Genomic DNA, 23,367 nt, shown 5'->3' on the forward strand with positions numbered 1-23,367 from the left:
GGAGGACTGGGTTCGGCGGTTAGTCCGCTATGTTATAATACTGCTGATCATGTTAGCGGAGGTGTCCGACATGCGATGGAATGAGGTACAAGAGCGCTTCCCCAATGAATGGGTCGTGCTTGAGGCAACGAAGGCTTATTCCAAGGAAGGGCAGCGCTATATTGAAGAAATGACCGTTGTTGACGTGTTCGCAGACTCTACCAAGGCGCTTAAGCGTTACAGCGAGCTTCATCAGGAGGCTCCGCATCGCGAGTATTGTTTCTTTCATACCTCTCGTCCGGAAGTTGTGGCGAGAGAGCGATACGTAGGGATTCGAGGTCCAAAATGAAGATAACCGAACGATACGGCCTTCCTTTTGTCAGTATGACGGTTATGTTCAGGGATAAGCCATTAACTTTGACAAGGGTATTGCTTGACACCGGCTCTGCCGGCACGCTCTTGAACGCGGATGCCGTGCACCAAATAGGTATGGTTCCGGAAGAAAACGATCTTGTAGATATGATTCGCGGAGTTGGCGGCGTAGAGTATGTTTATACGAAAAACGTGGACGCCATTAGGGTAGGCGAATCGACGATAAAAGACTTCCAAGTTGAGATCGGGAATATGGATTATGGATTGGAACTCGACGGTATTTTAGGTTTTAACTTTTTAAAGCAAGCAGGGGCCGTAATTAATGTCCGAGCCATGGCGTTGAGTATTAGCATCTTATAAGTACACATCCCAGCGGTGAAGCACACCCTGGCAGGACGTCTGCGGACGTTTTGTCGGGGTGTTTTGTTTTGCCCGGGACATTTTGAGGAGGCGTGCGGTATGAAGCAGGCAAGATTGTACGATCAGCCGGAGCAGTTCGCGGAGATGATGAAGCGTCAGTTGGCGGAAAGTTTGCAGGTCGAAGTGAGGATGACAGAGGGCGAGCCGCTGCTGCTCGAAATGGACGACAAGATCGGCACGGCGCAGGTCAGTCTGCACAATACGTACCGGACCTACATGGCCGGAGGCGATCTGAACGCGGCTATCGATTATTTGAACAATATCGTTCGCAGTTCTAGGCTAGTAGCCGAAAAGAAAGATGAAATCAACGTTCTCGATCCTGATTATATCTATCCTGCGCTGCGTGACGAGGCTTATGCAGAGGCTTCGCGCAAGCAGGCGGGCGGACTGTCGGCCGAGCGGCTGCCCGGCCTGCGGGAGATGTATCTCGAGATCAAGGACGGGCTTACGAAGATCATCACGACGGATATACTGGAGCTCAACCCGCAGCTGCCCGAGGATCAGTTGAGGACAATTGCTTACCGGAATCTTCGGCGGGAAGGCTGGCAGCAACCGCAGATGAGATTGCCGACTTTGTTGGATAGCTGCTGGCTTGAGGCGTACATGCACGATACGCATCCGGCGGAGTGCCAGTTTTTAGACCCGGAATTAAATAAGCATTTAGGACGCAATCCGTACCTGGTTGCGTTCACGAATCGGAAGACGGTGATGGTGCTGCGCGCGGACGAAGCGATGGAGACGCTCCGCCAGGCGCAGCGGCTGGCGGAGGAATCCGGCTTCCGGATGATGGCAAGGCGCAGCGTGGCGCTCATGCCGAGCCCGGTATCGGACCGCATCTATTGGGTGCGGGACGGCAAAGCCGGTCTGCTGCCGCCACGGAAGTAAGGCGACTTATTCGGCCGGGTCAAGACGCCGAGCCGGCATCTTTCGCAGGCAGCGGGGCTTGCTGCGAATCGGTCGTTCCCTCGTACCTGGCCAGCGTCCAAGCCGCCGACTCCCGCATGCGCCGACGCAGCTGCTCGCCTTCGACGATTCGCACCCGACGACCCAGGAAGCGAATCTTGGACAGCAGGAACTCGCTCTCGTCGGCGAGGCAGGAGACTCGGATGCGGTACAAGTCCAGTTCTTCTTCGTAGCTGACGGTCTTGTCGAAGCAGGAGAAGGCATAGAGAATACGGGAGAGCTCCGCGTTGTATTCGCGAACGATCTCGATTACGGCATAGGTCCGGCGCTCCTCGAGGAGCGCGAATGCCCGGCTTCGCAGCGCTTGGACGCGCTCCGGCGGAAGCGATACGGGCTTCGCGGAGACGATATGCTGCAGCTTGCTCGACATGAGGCCGCGCACGTTGTACCAGAGCAAGTACCACTCTCGCTTGACCATATTGTATTCCAGCTTGACGGGCAGTCCGTTCTGATTCGCCTGGACGCCGCCGTGCTTGAGCCTTGTCGTGAGCCTGATGCCGCTGCCTTCCTGAATCATGCGGCGCAGCGGACGCAGCAACCCGTGGTAGATTTGCCTTTCCCGGCTTTTGGCTTTTTGGATAATATATTGGCGGCTGTCGATGGAGGCCTCGTCCCGCAGCAGATCGCGGAGCCCGGACAGCGTTCCTTCCGCGAACGCGTCGGCCGACGCGGAATGCTCGAGCATCGTCTTGAGCCATGAACGCTCGTGGGCCGTGAGGGCGATCGAATCCGCTTCGTCCAGCCGCGACAGAATCTGATAATTAAAGATCTTCTCGAACGGGTTCATAGTAGGCCTGAATCTCCTTCCATTCGGCAATCAGCTCCCGGCGCAGCCATGCGGGCTCCAGAACCTCGCAGCTCGAGCCGAAGCTTCGCAGCCACGGCTTGATTTCGTAAATGCCGTTGACTTCGATTTCATAGAGGAAGGTCGTGTCCGACTCGTCTGTCACGACGCCCCATTGGCCTTGGGCTTCGACGCGTTCGCGCACGAAGTTCGCGCCGGGACGTCCCGGATTGTAGAACCTTACCCGGATCTTCATGCGCCGGTGCGAGTCCGTTACCCAGCTGTGCTCCAGCTCCTGCTCGACGGCTTCGAGCCGCTTGTCGAAGGTTGCCGTATCTACGGCTTCCCCTATCTCGATCTGGGTGACGCCTTCCATGCGATACTTCATCGTGCCGAGCCGGGGGCTGTGTCCGATCAGATACCAGCGGCCGTATTGGTGGTCGTAAACAACGCGCAGCGGCAGCGTCGTCTCGACGCGACCTTCCGTCTCGCGCTCGAACAGCGGGTTGGTGTTTTTGGAGGCATAATTTTTGCCCTTCTTGGGCGACAGGTAGAGGAAGGTCAACTGACGGTGCTCCCGGATCGCCTCGAATACCGTATACAGATGCGCCTCGTCGAGAATGCGCGTGTGGTAGTGATATTTGTACAGATGGACATCGAACGTCTCGGGGCCGTAGCCGCGCCTCGTCAGCGCCTTCTTCAGCGTTTCTCTCAGCAGATAGCCCTGGACGGCGGGCACCTGTGTGTTCGCCATCACGTCGACATAGTCGTAAAGGTCGAGCAGCTCCTCGTCCGCCAGCCGATCGATCAGATCGATGTCGGCCCGGTACCTGTACGGTCGTCCGCCGTCCATGCGGCGAATGACGCCGACTTCTTCCAGATATTTGAGGTCCCCGCGCACGGTTTTCTCGTCGGGGCAAGCATAGTCGGCCGGCATGCTGTCGCTGCAGGCGTCCAGCAATTCCTTGGCGGTCAGCGCTTCGCCCTGCATCAAGCCGATCAGCACCGCGAGCCGGACGCTTTCCGAATCCTTGAGCGACTTCGACCTGAAGAGGAAGAGGAGCAGCGGGTCCGCGGATTCGTAATGATTGTAGCGCAGACCTTCGGCAAGATCGTCGGCCGCATCCGAGGACAGCATCGTCCGCATGTCCTTGATGTAGCGCAGCGTCTTGTCGTACGTATGCACGGAAATGCCGAGCCGATCGGCGAATTGCTGCCTGCTGTAGGCGCCGCCCGCCAGCGCGAGCATGCGAAGAAACTGAACCTCTTTGTCGAAGCTTTCCCGCGCCATGCGCGCACCTCCTGCCCATCTTTGCTCCATTGTATCAAGAGAAAGGGCAGGAGAATATGGAAACTTTTTGAGCGTTGCCATACTTTCGCCCTGTTCGATCGATACGATTGCTGCGAAAATCAGGTTGTGAAGCCGAGGGCCGCAAGGCAATCGGGGCCACGGCATCGTGGAGGCGCACGGAAGGGTTACTTCGTCCAAACGTTTTGGTTAGGCCCGATACCTAACCGCTCCGATCCAAAGGGATTCGGAGTAACTAACCTTTCCAACCCATTTCCTCCATGATATCATTCATGCAGTTTATGGTTGACAGCGTTAATCGCCCGATGCTAGGATTACCAGCAACATACTGAATTGGAGAAAGGAGTGCGGAACATGCGCGATACGAATTTTATCTATGAACGTCCGAATCATCGCAGCCCAATGTCCCAGATTAAAGGCAGCCAGCGAGAGATAAGCTTCTTAAATCTGCATGATCTGTATCTCCAATCTCATAAGGGCATTCTTTACAGGCGCAGACCCGCTTCGGTTCGTCGGTTGTTTTCTACAGCCTGACGCCTCCGGCGACGGCATACATATGCGCACCCGTAAAGACTGCTTGTAGCCGAGCGGTCTTTTTCTATGGCTGAATACAGCTATGGAGGAAGATCCGAGGGCGACAGGGGTCTTTTTTTCATACCTAGATGGCCCCTGCAAAGTACATAACGCGTCAAGCGCTATTAAAAACGAAGAAAGGAGGCGGCGGCTCGCCTCTGCCATAAGGCAGGGGCGAGACCCGCCGCAAGCAAGGATCGCTTTCTATTATGGAGATCATGGCGAAAAGGCGAACGCAGCGGACTGTGAATCCGCCAGTACCGGTTCGATTCCGGTTGGTCTCCCCATACGATGCCCGGTAGCCAAGCGGCAAGGCAGATGACTTTGAATCATCCACCGCAGGTTCGAATCCTGCCCGGGCAGCCAATCGATTAACGCTGAACCGCCATGGCGTGGTGGTGAAACTGGATGAACACACGGGCCTTTCACGTCCGGATCTGCGGGTTCGAGCCCCGTCCACGCCTCCATCAGACAAACAAGAAAGGAAGAAGCCGTCTTGCGCTACAGGTGACACTTATGAAAAGACACGTATACCCCACGCTTCACGAGCAAGTCTTCCGCAACCTCTCCGAACAGAATCTGCCGCTGGACGATGTCTTTGACCGCATCCGAAGCTTCATGGCACGCGATCCGCGCGCTGCGTACCAGCTCGTCGTCGGGACGGACGCACAGGTGCACGCCGGACATACGAAGTTCGTGACGTCCGTCGTCATTGTCCGTCCGGGCCGGGGCGCCTGGTTCTGTTACCGCCAGGTGATCGTCCCGCGGGAGCTGCGTTCGCTGCGGGAAAAGCTGAGCCTCGAAACGACATATAGTCAGGAGATCGCGGCCTACTTCGATACCGGTAAACGGGCGGCGCTGGAGGATATCCTCCTGCCGTATGCCTACCACGGCGCGAGCCTTGCTATGTTCGTGGATATCGACGCAGGTACCGATGCGAAGCGCAACCGGACGTCGGCGATGGTCGCGGAGCTGGTCGGAAGAATCGAAGCGATGGGGCTGTCGGCCAGAGTGAAACCGGAGGCGATCGCGGCTTCGTCCGTTTCCAATCGCTATACGAAAACCCCGTACAGAGGCGCTTCGGCCTCGAAAACGGCATCGGTTTTCGGATAAATTTACAAGTCGTCATACTTGCGCCATGTTCGCGGCAGCGGATATGCGCGAAGATAAGAGCAAGCAGCCGACGCCGAAGAGGCGGGCATGAAGCAAGCGAATGCAGGATGTAAATTCAAGATGTAGACGCAAGAGTAAAGTAAAGTTTTCGACGTTCGTTCGTTGAGGCGCGTGGAAGGGCTACTTCGACTTCTAATCGGCGTGTCGTTGGTTCGAATCCAACTCCCGCTGCGGCGGGATAGCTCAGATGGTAGAGCAGCATGCCTTTCCGCACCTTTTCCTCAACGATGCAATGGCAAAAACGGAGCGAGGCGAACGAGAGGGATACTTCGGTAAAAGGGACGGACGAGGCTTTAACCAGGCTCTCCGTGAACCTTCTCGGCCAGTTTCCTCGCTCCGCTCTCTTTTAAGGAGGTCAATTCCCATGAGTTTCGCTAAAAAGCTGTTCTCGGCCGTCCGGCCGACGACATTTAACCAGGAAGGCTATCCGGCCTACGAACGCTCCGCCGAGGAGCGGTACGTGCAGACGCTGGTCACCAATACGATGGGCAACACGTTTTACGCGGACGGTCAGTCGCTGCTGAACGAAGCCGAAGCGATTCATCGCGAGATGGCGCAGCGCGATCCGCAGTTCATGGCCAAGGCGCTCGTCTACGCGCGGAGCGAAGGCTACATGCGGCTTCAGCCGCTGTATGGCCTCGCGATCTTGTCGGCCTACCGGCCCGACCTGTTCGCGAAGATTTTCCTCAAGGTCGTGCAGATTCCGTCCGACCTGTCCGACTTCCTGACCATCCTCCAGGGGATGGGGCGAGGCGAGGGCGGCCGGGCCGTGAAGCGGCAAGTGAACCGGTTCCTGGCCGGCGTGTCCGAATACTGGGCCGTCAAGTACAACGGCCGGGGCCGGGGTTACAGCCTTGGCGACGCGATCGCAACCGCGCACCCGAAGCCGGCGGACCTGAAGCAGCAGGCGCTTTATCGTTATCTGCGAGGCCAGGAAGCGAATCTGTCGCTGCTGCCGCAGATCCATGCGCTGGAGCAGTTGAAGCAGGCGACGTCCGAGGCCGAGCGGCTGTACTGGATCGAGACCGGCAAGCTGCCGCACGAGGTCGTGACTGGGACGGTTAAGCCGACCAAGGCGATCTGGGAAGCGCTGATCGCCCAGCTGCCGACGTTCGCGCTGCTTCGGCACCTGAACGCGCTCGAGCGGGCCGGGGTGCTGGAGGATTGGAATACGCTGCGAGCCGTGACGGATCGGCTGACCGATCAGCGCGCGCTTGCGAAGGCGAGGATTCTGCCGTTCCGGTTCGCCAAGGCGTTCGGGCAGGTGAAGCATCCATTGCTGCGCGACGCACTTCGAGACGCGGTGGAATATACGTTCAGCCATCTGCCGGACCTGGAAGGGCGCACGGCGATTTTTCTAGATATCTCAGGTTCGATGAACGGCGAGTACCTGCAGACCGGTTCAGTGTTCGCGTTGGCCCTGTACAAGAAAACGGCGGGAGACTCTCTGTTCTGGTTGTTCAACACCGTCGCAAAGGATGCGATGCCTTCCCGCAAAGACAGCATCCTCTCGCAGGCAGGAGGCATTCGTGCTGGGGGCGGCACGGATGCCGGTGCGCCGGTGCGCAAGCTGCGGCAGGAGCGCCGCAAGGTCGAACAGATCGTCATCATCACGGACGAACAGCAAAATGCGGGCAGTCCGTTCTACAAGGCGCTGAAGCAGTACAGGGAGAAGGTGAACCCGAACGTCAAGGCGTTTATCGTCGACGTCTCGCCTTACAGGGGTGCGATGGTGCCGCAGCAAGATCCCGATACGTTCTATATCTACGGCTGGAGCGACACGGTGCTGAGCTACATCGCGCAGTCGGCCAAGGGCTACGCGACCGTGGTCGAACGGATCGAAGCGATCGATATCGATAATTAAAAGAAGAGGTGCGTAAAAATGAAGCTGGCGGAAGCGCTGGTCCGCAGGGCGGACAGCCAGAAAAAAATTGCGCAGCTGCGGCAGCGGCTGGAGCGGGTCGTGAAGGTGCAGGAGGGCGAAACGCCCGCGGAGGATCCGGCCGCGCTGATCGCGGAGCTGGAGCAGACGCTCGCCGAGCAGACGCTTTGGGTGCGCAGGATCAACAAAACGAATGCGGCGACGCCGTTTAACGCCGAGCTGAGCATCTCGGACGCGCTGGCGGAGCGGGACCGGCTCATGCAGCATCGCAAGCTGCTCGCGGACCTGCTCGAGCAGGCGTCGATCAAGCAGGACCGGTTCAGCCGGTCGGAGGTCAAGTTCGAGCGGACGGTGGACGTCGTGCAGATTCAGGCTTGTGTGGATGCGCTGTCCAAAGCCTACCGGGAGATGGATTTTCGGATTCAGGAGATGAACTGGACGACGGATCTCATCGAGACATAGCTGCGAAGGTAGTCCGGATCGGCCGAGGCGTGCACAACCCGCCAACAGGGAACGTTGGGCCACCTGATTAGACGCAGGGCCATGTCTAAGTTTTTAACGAATGAGCCCAGAAATGTAACAAAAATGCGCCTGAGCATGGATGTAACGTGCACCAATCATTGTGACCACCGCGTGCAGATCGGCAGGATTCGGGCGAGGGCGGGAATGGGGAAATCGCAGCTATGCACCACAACAAGCGGCAGGCTTCGCAGCGGCGGAGTTTGCCGTTTTTCATAGAGGTGATGGGCAAATGGAAACGATCAGAAAAACGATAAGCAATCAGTTGGAGCGACTGGAGCGGGAAGAGAACGTCCGCATCCTGTATGCATGCGAATCGGGCAGCCGCGCTTGGGGCTTCCCGTCGCAGGACAGCGACTACGACGTGCGGTTCGTCTACGTGCGCGAGCCCGATTGGTACCTGTCCATTTACGATAAAAGAGATGTTATCGAGCGGCCGATCAGCGATCAATTGGACATCAGCGGCTGGGATCTGCGCAAGGCGCTAAACCTGTACCGCAAGTCCAATCCGCCGCTGCTCGAATGGCTGCAATCGCCGATCCGGTACGCCGAGCGCTACACCGTGGCGGAGCAGCTGCGCGCGATCTCGCCGCTCACCTTTTCGCCGAAGTCCTGCATGTACCACTACCTGAACATGGCCCGCGGCAACTACCGGACGTACCTGCAGGGCGATCGGGTCAAAATTAAAAAGTACTTCTACGTACTGCGCCCCGTACTGGCGTGCGAATGGATCGAGCGGTACGGCGATATGCCGCCGATGGCGTTCGACGTCCTGGCGGACCGGCTGCTCCCGCGGGACGGCGAGCTCTGGCGCACCGTGCAGCAGCTCCTCGCTCGCAAGAAGGCGGGCGACGAGCTCGACTACGAGCCGCGGCTCACTAAAGTTAACGAGTATTTGGAGGAACGTCTCGATCGTCTGGAGCGAAGCGCAGCGATGCAATCGAAACAGGCTGAGCGCCTGGACGACCGGCTGGACGCGCTGTTCCGGTCAGCGCTGCGAGAGGTATGGGGCGCCTAGCGGCGGCATTTGCAAAATAAAGGAGCGTAAAGATACATCATGACTTATCAAACGATAGACGGCGTACGCGTCTGGGGCAAGCCCGACGAGAGCGCGCTCTCCCAAGCCAAAACCTGCGCGGTGCACGGCAACGTCGTTCAAGCGCTGCTGATGGCCGACCACCACAAAGGCTACAGCCAACCGATCGGCGGCGTGGTCGCGTATGACGGCCAGATCTCGCCTTCGGGCGTGGGCTACGACATCGGCTGCGGCAACAAAGCCGTGCGCACGAACCTGTTGGCAAGCGACGTGCTGCCTCGCATCGCTAGCATCATGGATCAAATCGCGCGCAAGGTGTCCTTCGGCGTCGGCCGCACCAACAGCGAGCCGGTCGATCACGAGCTGTTCGACGATCCGGATTGGAGCGTATATGCGGCGATCGGGCGGCAGGAACACGACAAGCTGAAGAAGCTCGCTCGCGACCAGCTCGGCACGGTCGGCAGCGGCAACCATTACGTAGACTTGTTCGTCGAGCCCGCCACGGGTCGCCTATGGATCGGCAATCACTTCGGCAGCCGGGGATTCGGCCACAGGACGGCCAGCGGTTTCCTGAATCTTGCGGCCGGACGCGAATTTCTGGGCAACGCGCCCGGCGAGAAAATGGATCAGCCGCCGGTGTTGTTCGACCTGGATAGCGAGCTCGGCGACCTGTACTACAGGGCGATGAAGCTGGCCGGCCGATATGCGTATGCCGGGCGCGATTATGTGATCCGGCAGGTGCTGTCGATCGTGGGTGCGGACGCGGACTTCGAGGTCCACAATCATCACAACTACGCGTGGCGCGAGACGCATGGCGGCAAGGATACGATCGTCGTGCGCAAAGGCGCAACCCCTTCGGCGCCGGGACAGCTTGGATTTATCGGCGGCAGCATGGGCGATATCTCCGTCATCGTGCGCGGCAAGGATACGGCGGAAAACCGCGATTCCTTCTACAGCACCGTTCACGGCGCGGGCCGCGTAATGAGCCGCACGCAAGCGGCAGGCAAGATGAACTGGAAGACCCGTACCCGTTCGGGCGGGCAAATCGCGCCGGAGCAAATGAAGCGGGCGGTCCGCGAATTCGGCGTCGAGCTGCGGGGTGCGGGGACGGACGAGAGTCCGTTCGTCTATCGCCGGCTGCAAGAGGTGCTGGATGCCCACGCCGAGACGATCGACGTGCTGCACGTGCTGAAGCCGATCGGGGTGTGCATGGCGGGCGCGGACGAGTTCGATCCGTACAAGGATTAGTTTCCCTATCTTATTGTCCGCCACAGAGAGGATAATTTTTAATGGCCATCGTTCAACTCAAGTCGAGCCATCCGCAGTTTACGTTTCTGATCCGCAAAAATCCGTCTGCCGGCATGCAGCTTCGGCAGGTCCGCCAAGGCATGACCTACGGCTGGTACTCGGACGATTCGACGTATAACGTTTACTTCAAGGACGCCGACAACGATATTTCGTACAAAAACCAGGAAGACGAGAGCTTTGAATACTTGAACGTCTCCAGATACAATACGCCGCTGTTTCCGCTGAACGCGATCAACGAGTTTTTCGCGGCGCCGTTCAAAAAGCATGACGAATGCGACGAGGAAGGCTGCGAGCACGTCTTTTTCATCAACATGATTCATATCGACCGGCTTCGCTACATTGATTTTTTTGAAAAGCATCTGACCGATTATTCCTTCACGCTGGAGCACCGGGCGCACAAAAGCTTCGCGCTGACGATCCGCACGCGAAAAAGCCTGTACGGTCTGCTGCATGTTGCCAGTGTGCTGTGCCTGTTTCTCTCGATGTTCGGAGATGAGCAGATCGACATCTCGGACGCCGTGCTCGACAAGTACGTTCCCAGCCTGAACGTCATCGACGCGCCGTTTTTCATTCGCAGCCTGTTTGCGAGAAACTTCCTTCATTCGCGGGAGCGGTTCAAGAAATACAAGGCGGATGTGGAGCGGACGGAGCGGTACGCGATCGAACTGGGGTTCGGAGGTACGGCGATGCAGCGGCGCAGCTTCATTGCGGGCGTGCTGCCATTCGACAAACCGATTCTCGACATCGGCTGCGGCGAGGGCTTCTACGCGATTCCTTTTGCGGGCAAGCTCGAGAGCGTCTATTATGCGGTGGACATCAATGAAGAGCTGCTGGACGCCGTGGCGAGAAAAGCGGCCGCCAAGCAAATCGAAAATATCGCGACGTTCCAGTCGCTCGAACACTTTCTGGAAACGTACAATGGCGAGAAGGTCGACGTGATCCTGACTGAAGTCGTCGAGCATATGAGCCTGGAGGAAGCGGCGGTCCTCATCCGGCAAATCGGCACCGAGGTCGATTTGGACCGGTTGATCGTGACGACGCCGAACGCGGACTTTAACCGCTATTACGAGCTGGACGGGTTCCGGCATGACGACCATAAATGGGAGCTCGGCCAGGCGGCGTTCCGACGGTGGTTCGCGGATACGGTAAGCGGGCTGCCGCTTGATTGCGAGTTCGTGGAAATCGGAGACCGGGTGGACGGCATGCATACGACACAGGGCGTTATCGTCCGGAGAGGGGAGGGGTAGCGCATGGAGATGGCGACGCGTGTGCATACGATATTCATGCTGGTCGGTTCAAGCGAATGCGGCAAGACGACTTTTGCCAAGGAAGTGATGATGCCGCAGCTCCATCTGGCGGACGAGGCGCTGGGCTTGCGCGCCAATGTACAGTATTTGTCCTCGGACGGCATTCGTCAGGAATTGCTCGGTTACGACTACGACAAATACGAGCAACTGATGCTGGAGTCCAGCTCGCACGCGTTTCAGCTGCTGTTCGAGCGCTTGAAGCTGGTCACTTCGTTTCCGATCAACGCCGAGTTCGTCATCGTCGATACGATCGGGCTGGCCGAGGACTTCCGCGCCAAGGTGCGGGAGATCGCCCGCGACAACCACTATCATCTGGAAGTCGTGCTGTTCGATTATCGCAGACGCGACGACTACTATGCTTCCGAGCGGTCCAAGAAGCTGATTACCGCGCATCTGAACCGGCTTCGCAAGGACGTGCTGCCCGTGCTGTCGCGCGAGGGCTACGACAGGATCCACAAGGTGCGGGCCAAGGATTTCTATTTCCCGGAGGAGCGGCGGGCCAACCCGGAATATCGGATCGCGGTGGAAAATTGGAACGAGTACGCGGCGTCGGTGCTGCCCAGAGATGCGGAATACATCGTAATCGGGGACGTCCACGAATGCGCCGCTGACCTGCAGGGACTGCTGACGGACTTCGGCTATCGCTTTGAGGACGGGCGGCTTGTGCCGACGGATAAGGTGCGCGGAGCGAAGGTAATTTTGGTCGGCGACTGGATCGACAAGGGCAAGCATACGCGGGAGATCGTCGAGTTCCTGCATTGCAACCGGAAACATTTCTTGTTTGTGCTCGGCAACCATGAGAACTTCGTGCTGAAGTATATAAACGGGGAAATCAAAGGCGCTGACGCGCAGCTGACGGATGCGTATTTCGACTCCATTCCGGCATTGCAGGCCGACGAGGCTTTGTTGGGAAAATACGCCGAGCTCGTGGAATCTTCCCGGCCCTTTTACCGCTATGTCGGCGGCGAAGGCAGATCCTCCTTTTATGTCACGCATGCGCCCTGCCGTAGCGTACATATCGGCAAGCTCGACATAGACTCGCTGCGCCGTCAACGGAACTTCAGGCTCGACCGCGCGCTTGCTGCGGAAGATCAGCTGCAGTTCCTGCGCGAGGAAGCGACGGGCAACCATCCGTACCACCTGTTCGGGCATGTCGCGGCGAAGCAGGCATTTCGGATTAAAAACAAGATTCATCTCGACACCGGCTGCGCGCACGGCAACCTGCTGACGGGCGTCCGGATGTCTTACAAGCCCTTTTTCAAAAGCCGGAAGTCGCGCACCGCATCCGTCCACGAGGACCTGCCTACGCTTTTCCGTGAAGAGAAGAAGGTCAAGCTGCTGGACCTGGACGTCGAGTCCGTCCGCAGGCTGCGCTATTGTGCCCGTCATCGCATCAACTTTATCTCGGGCACGATGTCGCCGGCAGACAAGGATATGGAGGCGGGCGAGCTCGAGTCCCTGCGCAAGGGGCTCGAATACTTCGCGGAACGCGGCGTAGGCGAGGTCGTGCTGCAGCCGAAGTATATGGGCTCGAGGTGCAACGTGTATCTGCATCGGGACCTTGACGAGTGCCGGGCGGTCAGCCGCAACGGCTATCTGGTTAAGGCCGTGGACATGCAGCCAATTTACGAGCGCTTGCTACGGAAGTTCGGACCGTATATGTCGGAGCGGGGGATCGCCATGCTGGTGCTGGACGGAGAGCTGCTGCCGTGGAAGGCGCTGGGCGAAGGGCTGATCGAACGGCAGTTCCGGCCGATCGGGAAGGCGCTCGAGACGGAGCTGGATTTTCTGAAACGGCACGGGTTCGAAAAGGCGCTGGGCGAGCTGGTGGAGACTTGGGAGAACAGCGGGTTCGAGCAGGATCAGCATCACGCGACCAAGGAAGCGCTGAACGAGAAATACGGCGCGCACCAGTATCAGACGTACAAGTTCGTCCGCGGCATCCGGGATACGCGCGTGCCCTTGCGGCAGCATGAAGAAGCCTTTGCAGTTTATAGGCGCCAGCTCGAGCTGTATGCGGGAGATGCCGAGATCGTTTACAAGCCGTTTGCGCTGCTCAAGGAGATCGGCGAGAACGGCGACGAGCGGCTGCCGGAAGGCAAAAACTCGGACAACTACCGCTTCGTGTCGGAGGACGAGTATGTAACGCTGAATCTCGAGAGCCCGGACGCCTATGCGGTCGCCGAAGCGTTTTTCGCCAAGCTCACCGTCGAGAACGGCATGGAAGGCATCGTCATCAAGCCGGAGCTCGAGCATCCGGGCACGGTTCCGTATATGAAGGTGCGCAACGCCGGCTATCTGTCCATTATCTACGGCTACGACTACAAGTTTTCGCATAAATACGGCAAGCTGATCAAGCAGAAGAACATTGCGCCCAAGCTTCGGACCTCGTTGAACGAGCATCGGTTGGGCAAGCAGATGCTTGCGATTAAGCTGGCGGATATCGAGCCCGAAAATGAGCAATTTAAACAAATCGCAGCCAACCTGTTGTTCGAGGTGGCAAAGGAGAAGGAGATCGATCCGAGGCTATAGCTGAGCGTGCATGTAGAAGAGAGAGTTTGCGCGGTCGCTCGAATCGGTTGACGAACGGTCGTTCTGATGAACCTATCAGCAATCCGGTCCATGGGGGCCGGATTTTTTTGGATGATCTGAAAGTATATATTTGTGCGGCAATTTGCGGAAAGGTAAGCGCGCTTTCGGCGTATCGGCGCTTTATGGATGTTTGGCGGACCTAAAAAACTGCATATGTACATGTATTTTTTGCCGACTCGAGCCACTTGGTGAAATACCTGCAAATGTGCAGGTAAATGCAAAGCGCAAGCCGGAAATTGGGCTGATGGCGCAAAATAACTGCGCTTTTGCATCTATCCTTTTTAAACGGGGCGAGATCGGCATAAAAAGATGTATATTTGCAGGTATTGCGGCGAAAGAACGACGCTGGCGGCGATACGCCGGCCCGTCGGTGCCCGTCGGAACGGCGGTCGGACGAGCCATCGATAGGCGTTTCGCGCGACTCCGGCTGCGGATATCCGCCAAACTAAAAAGGACCGTCAGGGTGCTCGCCGGATACATTCGCGGCCACGTGGCTTCGGTTTTATACAGGGGTATCGGGTTGTGCCGGCGAGAAACGGATAAAATTTGATTCTGTTCGACAAACTGCTCTACCGGAGCGGCGAACAGCTGTTGGACGCGCATCGGGACCGCGATGCGTCCCGTCGGCAGCTGTCAGCCTTGTCGAAGGAGCTGCAGGAGGCGCAGCGGGCTCAGACGGAGGCGGATGCCGCGGGCGAAGCGAATCAGGCGGAGACGGTCGTCGTCGAGACGGAGCTGGAGCTGCTCGGCCGCAGTGAAGCGATGGAGAAGCAGCAGGAGCTGGAGGCGGCCGAGCAAGGGCTCCAGGAGACGGAGCGTTACGCCGACGAGGCGCAGCGGCGGCTTACGGACGCGCTTCGCAGCCGCGAGCGTGCGGAAGCGGACGCTGCGAAGGCGCGCGCGGACCAGGCGGAGCAGCTCGGCAATCAGAGCGATACGCTGGCCGAGATGGATGATCTGACGGCCGAGACGGAGTTCGCGCATCATGGCGTCTACGCAAGGTACTGGCAGCCGGAGCCGCCGGCGGATACCTCGTTTCTCGGCGCGTGGCGCCGGGATGTCGAGGACCATCGGCGTACGCTCGGCGATGCGATCGCGCTGGCGGAGCGCGAGCAGGAGGCCGGTCGTCTCGTCGCGGACTATGACAGGCAGCTCGGCGGGCTGCGCGCCGAGCGAGATCTGGCGGAGTGGGCGAACCGGGAGGCGGAGGAAGAAGCCGAGGACGCGCTGCGAAGCTGGAAGGAATCGCTGCTCATGTGGAAGCAGGGACTTGGCGCGCTGAGGGTCGGGGATGAGTCCATGCAGGCGATGCTGCGCGCGAGCGCGGAACTATCGTACGAACGGCAGTCACTCGAGCCGGTGTTTGCGCCCGTCCGCAGCGAAGCGGATCGTCAGCGGCAGGCGCTGGTAGAGGCGAAGCTGGTGCTGGCGCAGCAGGCAAAGCAGGCGCAGGAGGAGCTGGAGCGGCTGGCTGCGGACAAGCAAGCCTGGGAGCTGCAGCGAGAGCCGGAGCCGGCGCGCAGCGAATCGCGCCGTCGGACGCGAAGCGGGTACGTGCCGGGCGAAGGCGCGCCGCTGTACGAGCTGTGCGAGTTTCAGGCGCACATCGGCGAAGAACAGCGCGCGGGTATTGAGCGGGCGCTGCTGGACAGCGGCGTACTGGATGCCTGGCTGCGCGCCGACGGCAGCTACGCGCTGGCTGAAGGGGCGGCAGAGGAAGCATGGATCGTTGCGCAGCCGCTGGAGTGGGGCTACACGTTGGCGGATGTGCTGAGACCGACGCCTTCCGCGGAGTCGGGGCTGACCGAAGCGCAGGTCGAGGCGGCGCTTCGCTCGTTTGCCTGGGGCGAGGCGTTTGCGCCCGAGACGCTGGACCCCACCCAGAGCGCAGTCGTCGGCCGCGATTTTTATCACCTTGGCCCGATTGTGGGCAAGTCGGACGGATCAGCGCATCAGGCGCAATATATCGGCAAGGAGGCGCGCAGGCAGTTCAAGCTGGCGGAGATCGCCCGGCTGTCGCAGGAGATGGCGCAGTGCGAGGAAGCTTTAGCTGCGCTTGGCCTTGCGATTGACAAAAAAGACGAGTTGATCGCGGCAATCGGGCAGGAGCTCGCGGCGTTCCCTGCAAACGACGAAGCCCGCAGCGGGCTGCTGTCGGCATGGGCAATCCAGTACGAAGCGGCCATGAGATTCAAGCTGCTGCTCGAGCGAGAGCACAAGCTGGCGGATCAGCTGCGCGTCAAACAGCAGCAGTGGGGAGAGCTGAAGCAGGCGTTTTTGGCGGCTGTATCGGCCTGGTCGCGTCTGCGTACGCTCCGCGATCTGCGGGAAGCGCTGGATTCGCTCGGCGTCTACGGAGAGAAAATCTCGCAGCTGCATGCCGACTGGCGGGAATACCGGCAGCGCAGCACGGAGGCGGATCGCTGCGAGGAGCAGGCTGCGGCATACGGCGATGCGGCAGATCTCGAGGAGGAGCTGCGCGACGAGTTGCTTGATAAAAAGTTCGCGCTGCGGGTCAAAGTCGAGCAGCTGCGCAAGCTGATGGAGGAGCTGGGCATCGTCGACCTCCATGCCCGGATCAGCGGACTGAGAGCCAGACGGCAGACGCTGCTGTCGGATCGGAAACGGTTGATCGAGGAGGCGAAGCAGGCGGCGACGCGCTTCGCGGTGCTTCGCGAGCGCCAGTCGGTTCTGGCGGGGCAGGAGCAGGAGCTGTCGGAGCGGCTTGCGCGGCGTCTCGCCGACTTCGCAAACGAATGGACACTGGCGCTCGTTCCCGAGACGGAGGGGCTGGAAGCGCCCGCTGCCGGCGACGAGCGCCAATGGCTGCCGTCGTGCAGGCGAATCGTCGAGCTGCTGGAGAGCCGGGTCGGCCGCGCCAACAAGGAACGGCTGAGCGGCGTGCTGCAGGATCAGTACAACGCTTCGAAGCACCTGCTCGGCGAGTATGCGCTGGAGGCCGAGATTGCCGACACGGGACGGATCACGCTGCTGTCCATGCGCGACCGGACGCGACCGCAGAAGCCGTCGGCGCTGCTTGCGGAGATGGCCGCGATTCTCGCGGAGCAGGAGAGCCTGCTGAGCGACAAAGACCGGGAGCTGTTCGAGGAAATTATCCTGCGAAGCGTCGGCAAGTCGATTCGCAGCCGCATTCAGCGGGCGGAGCTGTGGATGAAGACGATGAACAAGCTGATGGCCGAGCGGGATACGTCGAGCGGCCTCAAGCTGCAGCTGCAATGGCTGCCCAAGGCGGCGCAGTCGGAGAGCGAGCTGAACAGCGACGAGCTCGTAGCCCTGTTGCGCAAGGATGCGCATCTCCTGCACGATGACGAGGTGGAGCGTCTCGTCGGTCATTTCCGCTCGCGCATCCAGTGGGCCAAGCAAGGCGCGGTCGAGGAGCGCGAGACGCTGCGCAAGCACATCTACGACATGCTCGATTACCGGTCGTGGTTCCAGTTCTCGCTGCGATACAAAAAGGGCGACGAATCGCAGTACCGCGAGCTGACGGATTCCCGTTTCAATGTGCTGAGCGGGGGCGAGAAGGCGATGTCCATGTATATTCCGCTCTTCGCGGCGACCTACTCGCGATACGCGGACGCAAGCCCCGACGCGCCCAAAATCATCTCGCTCGATGAGGCGTTCGCGGGCGTCGACGACGAGAACATACGGGATCTGTTCGGCCTGCTGTCCGAGATGGACTTCGATTATATGATGACGTCCCAGGTGCTGTGGGGCTGCTATGACACTGTGCCCGAGCTTGGCATCAGCGAGATTTACCGGCCGAAGGACGCAAACTACGTCACGGTATTCCGGTATCGCTGGAACGGGAAGCGCCTTGAGCCGCTCGGAGAGCGGGGAGACGATCCCGGATCATGAGCCGGGAGACGGAGGTGCGCCGTTATTTCGGGCAGGTGGGCTTTACCCGATTTCTGACGCAGCTGCGGAGGCAGTACCAGTCTTCGAAAAATGGCGCGAGAGGTTATATCGCGCTGAGCGACGTTTCGGAGGACGAGCGCGAGGCGCTGGATGGGTTTTATGAGACGTATAGTCCGCCGCCTGCGGCCGGCGAGACGAGGCGTTATTCAATCAAGAGATTTGCTTACTTTCTGCAAAAAAGCCGGTTTGAGCTGACCGTGCCGGAACTGCTGGCGATGCTGGCAGGCGAGTCGGTGCTTACGCTTGGCGAGCGGCAGCAACTGATCGACGCTGATTGGCTGCGCATGATTGCCGACGAGCGTGCAGCGGCAATCCAAGGCGCGGACGGCGAAGGCCGTCCGAACGCGTGGGCCGAGGGTCTCGCCGCGGAGCATGCGCCCGGATCCCGCACGCTGCGGCTGATTTTCACGAAGTCGCCCACGGAGGCACAGCTTGCGCTTCGGCATGCGCTGGCCGCGCTGCACATGCTGCTGTCTTCGGATCTGTCGATGCGGCCCGTGCGATTGCCGATTCTGGCAGCTTTGGCGACAGGGGACGCGCATGCGCTGGATTGGAAGCGGCCGGGCGGGCGCCTGTTCTGGTGGGGGCTGACGTCGATCCTGGGTCTCGAGCCGACTGCGGTGACGGAAGAGGAGACAGCCGGCGAAGCGGAGGATGGGGCTTCGACGGATGGCGGCATTACGCAAGCGATGCTGCTGCGCGACATTTATCGCGCCTGCGGCGTCGCGGATGACGATCTGTCCTCTCAGGCGATGTTGTACGCGCCGGACCTGTACGGAGCCGAGGAGCGGCTCTTGACGCTGCGGCAGGTCGAGCGGTTGAACGCGGATCAGTTGAGGCGGATTCGCGCGTCTGCCGTCCACATGGTCGAGAATCCCGCCGTGTTCGCGGCGCTTGCGGACGCCGACGCGGCGCGCGCCGTGGAGGATGCGATTGCGCCTGTGCTCATTTGCGGCAACGGCCAACCGGCGCTGGCAGTCGTCAGGCTGTTGGATCGATTGCTTACGACGCTGCCCGATATTCAGTTGTATTACTCCGGCGACCTGGACTATGCGGGACTTGTAATCGCGCAGGGCTTGCAGCGGCGCTTCGGCGGCCGGTTCCACGCTTGGCGGATGAACCGGGACGTCTATTACAGGCATGCGCATCGCGGCGTGCCGATCCAAGAGGCCGAGCGCCTGCGGCTGCAGCGGAGCGCCTTCGATTGGGAACCGTCGCTTGGCCTGGAGATGGGGGGAAAGGGCGTCAAGCTTCATCAGGAATTGTGGACGGGCGAGCTGCTGGCCGACCTGATGGGCAGGGGAAGAGAACATGAAGCATAAGGGCTTGACCAGGCCGGAGCGCATGCCGCTCGGGAAGAGCTGGGTTGAACGATATAAAGGAAAAAAGCCGATTCGGGACTACCGCAAGTTTTTTGATGTGCCTTCAAATTGTGCGGTTCAGGAACTTCAAATGCTGGGACTAGCTCTTACGAAAGATGAAATTGCCAAGGGGCGCAATGGAGAAAAGGCAAGGGCGAGGAATCGAAAAGCCAAAGAGAAAAGAGCAGCCGATAGACGACGCGCGGCTGCGCCTCGCAATAGCGTAAGCGACGATCAGCCTTGGCAGGATGAGACTTGTTTTTTTATAGCCGGCTATACGGAATGGGGATTCCCGTACGGGATTACCTGGGAAGAGCAGGAGCAAATGAGCAACGATGCAAGCCTTTTCGCTACGGTACCGCCAGAAGACCAAACAAGTTGATTAAGAGGTCACCGCGCCCAAACTTCCGGAGGAACCTATGCCATTTCCCATTGAAGAAAAATTCGTCGTCGCGGTCGCTTCCAGCGCGCTGTTCGATCTGGAGGCGTCGGACAAGGTATTTAAGGAAAAGGGAGAAGAGGAATACCGGCAGTACCAGCATACGCACGAGGAAGAGGTGCTGCGTCACGGCGTCGCCTTCCCCCTGATCAAGCGGCTGCTTATGATCAACGGCGAGGCGCCGGACGACCAGCCGGTCGAGGTCGTGCTGCTGTCGCGGAACGATCCCGATACGGGGCTGCGCGTATTCAAGTCAATCCAACACTACGGCCTGCCGATCACGCGGGCGGCGTTCGTCGCGGGGCGCAATCCGTTTACCTATATGGATGCGTTCAACGCCTCGTTGTTCCTCTCGGCGGACCCCGACGACGTGCGGTCGGCGATCCGGGTGGGGCTGCCTGCGGCGCAGGTGTTCCCGACCGGGTTCGTCGACGACGACCAGGAGCAGGAGCTGCGCATCGCTTTCGACTTTGACGGCATTATCGCGGACGACTCCGCGGAAGGCATATTCCAAGCGCAAGGCATGCAAGGCTTCCATGACAGCGAGCGGCTGAACGCGGGGGAGGCGCTGCCGCCGGGACCGCTCTTCCGGTTTTTCAGCGAGGTTGGCCGTCTGCAGCGTCGGGAATGGGAGAAAAAGAAAGCGGACCCCGACTACTCGCCGCGCGTCCGGATCGCGATCGTGACGGCGCGGAACGCACCGGCGCACGAGCGCGTCGTCACGACGCTGCGGGCTGCCGGCATCAGGGTGGACGACGCTTTTTTCCTTGGCGGCATCGAGAAGGCGCGCGTGCTCAAGGTGTTCCGGCCGCATATCTTTATTGACGATCAGGTCGGTCATATTGAAGGCGTGTCCGGCTTGTATCCGACCGCGCACGTGCCGTTCGGGGCGATTAACCGCGTGGCGGTCCGATCCTGAAGAGGGCTCTGCCGGGCGGCTATACGGTTTTCCCTTGCGCGTCGCCAATAGGCGGCGCGTTTGTTGTATTAAGGGATGGACTGTGGTATACTAATTTTATTGGGATTCTGACCTTAAATTCATCTATTGCAGAGGGTTATTATTTTAATGACTAACCTTGTGCAATATATGAATTTTTTATTTTGTACCTAAAATGAGAAGCTCATGTACAAATTGGAGGTGTTTTCATGCAAACAGGAACAGTTAAATGGTTTAACGCAGAAAAAGGCTTTGGATTTATCGAAGTCGAAGGCGGCGAAGACGTATTCGTACACTTCAGCGCGATCGTCGGCGAAGGCTTCAAGTCGCTGGACGAGGGCCAACGCGTCGAATTTAACGTAGTCCAGGGCAATCGCGGCCAACAAGCCGAGAACGTCGTAAAGCTGTAATCGGAAAACTGTAAATGAAGACCGAATCCCCGAACGACTCGTTTTGGGGATTTTTTATTTAAAGGGGGACGATCCATTGAATTATTCATGGAATAAACCGTTGGAAAATTTGCCCGAAGAAATAACGACGATCTGGTCCTGCACCAAAAACGGCTGTAAGGGATGGATCCGTGACAACTTTTCGTTCGAGGACGTGCCAACGTGCATGATCTGCAAGTCGGTCATGGTCCGCAGCGAAAAGGTGCTGCCGATTCTGATCTCGTCGGACCACGAACTCAAGCAGCATCGGAAAAACCAACGGAAAGCGGCGCTTTAGGCCGTTCCTCGGAGAAAGCAGGCGCTTTTTCTTCATATGCGATCCCTGTCCGCAGCCTGCCGAGGTTGTGGATTTTTCTTTTTGCCACTAGAATAGGACCCGCAGATAAACGCTTGCAAAGCAATCCATTATCCGGGAAAAGAAGTGATAAGGTGAGACCGCTTCAACTCAAGGCGCGGACGCACGCTTATCTGGACAAGCGTTTGACCGGGTCGTCCATGGACTACCGCAAAGTAATCGCATTGTTCATCCCGATCCTGATCGACCAGGCCTTTATCGTGGGTCTTAATCTGGTGAACACCGCCATGATCAGCTCGTCCGGCGTCGCGGCGGTCGGCGCGGTCAGCACCGTCGATTCGCTGAACATTTTTCTGATCAACGTCTTCGTCGCCGTAGCGACCGGGGGGACGGTCGTCGTCGCGCAGTACAAGGGCAGCGGCAACGAAGGGATGATCGCCAAAGCAGCTGCGGGCACGGTCGCCTCGGTCGCGCTTCTGTCGCTGGGCATCGGCTTGCTGGTGGCGGCGCTGCACGCGCCTCTCCTGCAAGTGCTGTTCGGCAGGGCGTCGGACGAAGTGTTGGACCATGCCCGCGTTTACTTGATCGGCAGCTGTGCATCCTACCTGGGCATCGGCGTCGTACAGGCCGTATGCGGCGCGATGCGGGGAATCGGGCGATCCCGGGTCTCGCTGATTTTATCGCTGATCATGAACCTGTTGTACGTCGTGTTGAACTTCGTGTTTATCAATGCGCTCGATATGGGCGTGCTCGGCATGACGATCGCGGTGAATATCGCTCGTTACACGGCGGCCGTATGCGCGCTGGTTTACATCCTGCGGATCGATACTTCGCTGCGCTTGCGTATGGTCCAGCTCGTCCGCGTGCCGTGGGATATGCTGAAGAAGATCATGACGATCGGCGTACCCTTCGCGGCGGAGCAGATGTTTTTTAACGGCGGAAAAATGCTCACCCAGGTGTTTATCGTCAGCATGGGCACCTATGCGCTCGCGGCGAACGCCATCAGCGGCACGATCGCCATGGTGTATCAGATTCCCGCCGGCGCGATGTCGCTGACGATCGTCACGGTCGTGGGCCAATGCATCGGCGGACGCAACGTCGGGGACGCCCGCAAGTTCATCAAGTCGTTTATCTGGCTCTCGTCGTGCTCGTTCGTCGTGATGACCGCCATCCTCATGCCGCTCTTCCATCCGCTGGTGAGCCTGTTCCATCCGCCGGCCGACATCGTGGACGATATTTTCTGGCTGACGCTCATCAATGCGATCGCGCAGATTCCGCTCTGGTCGATCAGCTTCATCCTGCCCGCCGGGCTGCGGGCCGCCGGCGACGCCCGTTTCACCTCGATCGCGTCAATGCTGTCCATGTGGCTGTTCCGGATCGTGCTCGGCTACGTGCTGGGCATTACGCTGGGACTCGGCATCATCGGCGTATGGCTCGCGATGAACTGCGAATGGGGTGTGCGGGGCGTCCTGTTCCTGAAGCGGTTCCGCGGGGACAAGTGGTATGCGAAGAAATTGATATAAAAGGCAATAAACAAGGATGAAGCAGCACTTGGCTGCTCCATCCTTTTTACTCCCATCTTTTCCCGGGTCGAAAAACCTGCATTTGTACATCTATTTTCATCTGAAGAGCGACGTTTGATGAAATGCCTGCAAAAGTGCAGGTATATTCAAAGCGTGTATCGGCAATCCGGCCTGCTTCCGTGAAATTGATGCATATTCGCATGCATTCGC

General features: G+C 59.1%; 19 protein-coding genes and 3 tRNA genes. 20 read left to right on the top strand and 2 right to left on the bottom strand.

Features of this window, described 5'->3' with window-relative positions; translation table 11 throughout:
- The first annotated feature begins 70 nt into the window (after positions 1 to 70).
- From ACFSR7_RS13000 to ACFSR7_RS13010, 3 genes are all read left to right on the top strand, one after another.
- Complete coding sequence (locus tag ACFSR7_RS13000) at positions 71 to 328, top strand: hypothetical protein (RefSeq protein ID WP_378162127.1); 258 nt, start codon at positions 71 to 73, stop codon at positions 326 to 328.
- Positions 325 to 711, top strand: coding sequence for a retropepsin-like aspartic protease (locus ACFSR7_RS13005; RefSeq protein ID WP_378162128.1), 387 nt, complete (start codon positions 325 to 327; stop codon positions 709 to 711). Before ACFSR7_RS13000 ends, ACFSR7_RS13005 begins: the two co-directional genes overlap by 4 nt.
- Before the next feature lie 99 nt (positions 712 to 810).
- Positions 811 to 1,656: a hypothetical protein gene (locus tag ACFSR7_RS13010; protein ID WP_378162130.1), complete on the top strand. Its 846-nt coding sequence runs from the start codon at positions 811 to 813 to the stop codon at positions 1,654 to 1,656.
- Positions 1,657 to 1,675: 19 nt separating this feature from the next.
- Here the strand turns inward: ACFSR7_RS13010 and ACFSR7_RS13015 are convergent, their stop codons facing one another.
- Both ACFSR7_RS13015 and ACFSR7_RS13020 read right to left on the bottom strand, forming a co-directional pair.
- The gene (locus tag ACFSR7_RS13015) at positions 1,676 to 2,521 is read right to left on the bottom strand and encodes a WYL domain-containing protein (protein ID WP_378162132.1); all 846 of its coding nucleotides are present in this window, start codon (positions 2,519 to 2,521) and stop codon (positions 1,676 to 1,678) included.
- Positions 2,496 to 3,809 (bottom strand): helix-turn-helix transcriptional regulator, encoded by a 1,314-nt coding sequence (locus ACFSR7_RS13020; protein ID WP_378162134.1) that lies wholly within the window; start codon positions 3,807 to 3,809, stop codon positions 2,496 to 2,498. Before ACFSR7_RS13020 ends, ACFSR7_RS13015 begins: the two co-directional genes overlap by 26 nt.
- A gap of 803 nt (positions 3,810 to 4,612) precedes the next feature.
- On the opposite strand from ACFSR7_RS13020, the gene ACFSR7_RS13025 reads away from it, so the two are divergent.
- From ACFSR7_RS13025 to ACFSR7_RS13105, 17 genes are all read left to right on the top strand, one after another.
- Positions 4,613 to 4,687, top strand: a tRNA-His gene (locus ACFSR7_RS13025).
- A gap of 5 nt (positions 4,688 to 4,692) precedes the next feature.
- A tRNA-Gln gene (locus tag ACFSR7_RS13030) sits at positions 4,693 to 4,766 on the top strand.
- A gap of 23 nt (positions 4,767 to 4,789) precedes the next feature.
- Positions 4,790 to 4,867: transfer RNA gene (locus ACFSR7_RS13035), tRNA-Glu, on the top strand.
- Positions 4,868 to 4,916: 49 nt separating this feature from the next.
- A complete protein-coding gene (locus ACFSR7_RS13040; protein ID WP_378162136.1) occupies positions 4,917 to 5,513 on the top strand; it encodes a ribonuclease H-like YkuK family protein in 597 nt (198 codons plus the stop codon).
- 424 nt (positions 5,514 to 5,937) lie between these two features.
- Positions 5,938 to 7,437: a TROVE domain-containing protein gene (locus ACFSR7_RS13045; protein WP_378162138.1), complete on the top strand. Its 1,500-nt coding sequence runs from the start codon at positions 5,938 to 5,940 to the stop codon at positions 7,435 to 7,437.
- An 18-nt stretch (positions 7,438 to 7,455) separates the two neighbouring features.
- Complete coding sequence (locus tag ACFSR7_RS13050; RefSeq protein WP_378162139.1) at positions 7,456 to 7,917, top strand: DIP1984 family protein; 462 nt, start codon at positions 7,456 to 7,458, stop codon at positions 7,915 to 7,917.
- 289 nt (positions 7,918 to 8,206) lie between these two features.
- Positions 8,207 to 8,992: a nucleotidyltransferase domain-containing protein gene (locus ACFSR7_RS13055; RefSeq protein ID WP_378162141.1), complete on the top strand. Its 786-nt coding sequence runs from the start codon at positions 8,207 to 8,209 to the stop codon at positions 8,990 to 8,992.
- A 39-nt stretch (positions 8,993 to 9,031) separates the two neighbouring features.
- Positions 9,032 to 10,258, top strand: coding sequence for an RtcB family protein (locus ACFSR7_RS13060; RefSeq protein ID WP_378162142.1), 1,227 nt, complete (start codon positions 9,032 to 9,034; stop codon positions 10,256 to 10,258).
- 41 nt (positions 10,259 to 10,299) lie between these two features.
- Complete coding sequence (locus tag ACFSR7_RS13065) at positions 10,300 to 11,565, top strand: class I SAM-dependent methyltransferase (protein WP_378162144.1); 1,266 nt, start codon at positions 10,300 to 10,302, stop codon at positions 11,563 to 11,565.
- 3 nt (positions 11,566 to 11,568) lie between these two features.
- Positions 11,569 to 14,157, top strand: a complete 2,589-nt coding sequence (locus ACFSR7_RS13070; RefSeq protein ID WP_378162146.1) for a metallophosphoesterase — start codon at positions 11,569 to 11,571, stop codon at positions 14,155 to 14,157.
- Between the two features lie 606 nt (positions 14,158 to 14,763).
- The gene (locus tag ACFSR7_RS13075; RefSeq protein WP_378162148.1) at positions 14,764 to 18,093 is read left to right on the top strand and encodes a TIGR02680 family protein; all 3,330 of its coding nucleotides are present in this window, start codon (positions 14,764 to 14,766) and stop codon (positions 18,091 to 18,093) included.
- Positions 18,090 to 19,475 (top strand): TIGR02679 domain-containing protein, encoded by a 1,386-nt coding sequence (locus tag ACFSR7_RS13080; protein ID WP_378162150.1) that lies wholly within the window; start codon positions 18,090 to 18,092, stop codon positions 19,473 to 19,475. The genes ACFSR7_RS13075 and ACFSR7_RS13080 overlap by 4 nt, the downstream gene beginning before the upstream one ends.
- Positions 19,465 to 19,896: a hypothetical protein gene (locus ACFSR7_RS13085; protein ID WP_378162152.1), complete on the top strand. Its 432-nt coding sequence runs from the start codon at positions 19,465 to 19,467 to the stop codon at positions 19,894 to 19,896. Before ACFSR7_RS13080 ends, ACFSR7_RS13085 begins: the two co-directional genes overlap by 11 nt.
- Before the next feature lie 37 nt (positions 19,897 to 19,933).
- Complete coding sequence (locus ACFSR7_RS13090) at positions 19,934 to 20,872, top strand: 5'-nucleotidase (protein ID WP_378162154.1); 939 nt, start codon at positions 19,934 to 19,936, stop codon at positions 20,870 to 20,872.
- Between the two features lie 227 nt (positions 20,873 to 21,099).
- A complete protein-coding gene (locus ACFSR7_RS13095; RefSeq protein ID WP_378117743.1) occupies positions 21,100 to 21,300 on the top strand; it encodes a cold-shock protein in 201 nt (66 codons plus the stop codon).
- 76 nt (positions 21,301 to 21,376) lie between these two features.
- Positions 21,377 to 21,616 carry a cold-shock protein gene (locus tag ACFSR7_RS13100; RefSeq protein WP_378162156.1) on the top strand — a complete coding sequence of 80 codons (240 nt, stop codon included), beginning with the start codon at positions 21,377 to 21,379 and terminating at the stop codon, positions 21,614 to 21,616.
- Between the two features lie 152 nt (positions 21,617 to 21,768).
- Positions 21,769 to 23,157, top strand: coding sequence for an MATE family efflux transporter (locus tag ACFSR7_RS13105; RefSeq protein WP_378162157.1), 1,389 nt, complete (start codon positions 21,769 to 21,771; stop codon positions 23,155 to 23,157).
- Positions 23,158 to 23,367 lie beyond the last annotated feature (210 nt).

The sequence above is a fragment of the Cohnella sp. GCM10020058 genome (assembly GCF_042683485.1).
In the GTDB taxonomy this organism is placed as follows: domain Bacteria; phylum Bacillota; class Bacilli; order Paenibacillales; family Paenibacillaceae; genus Cohnella.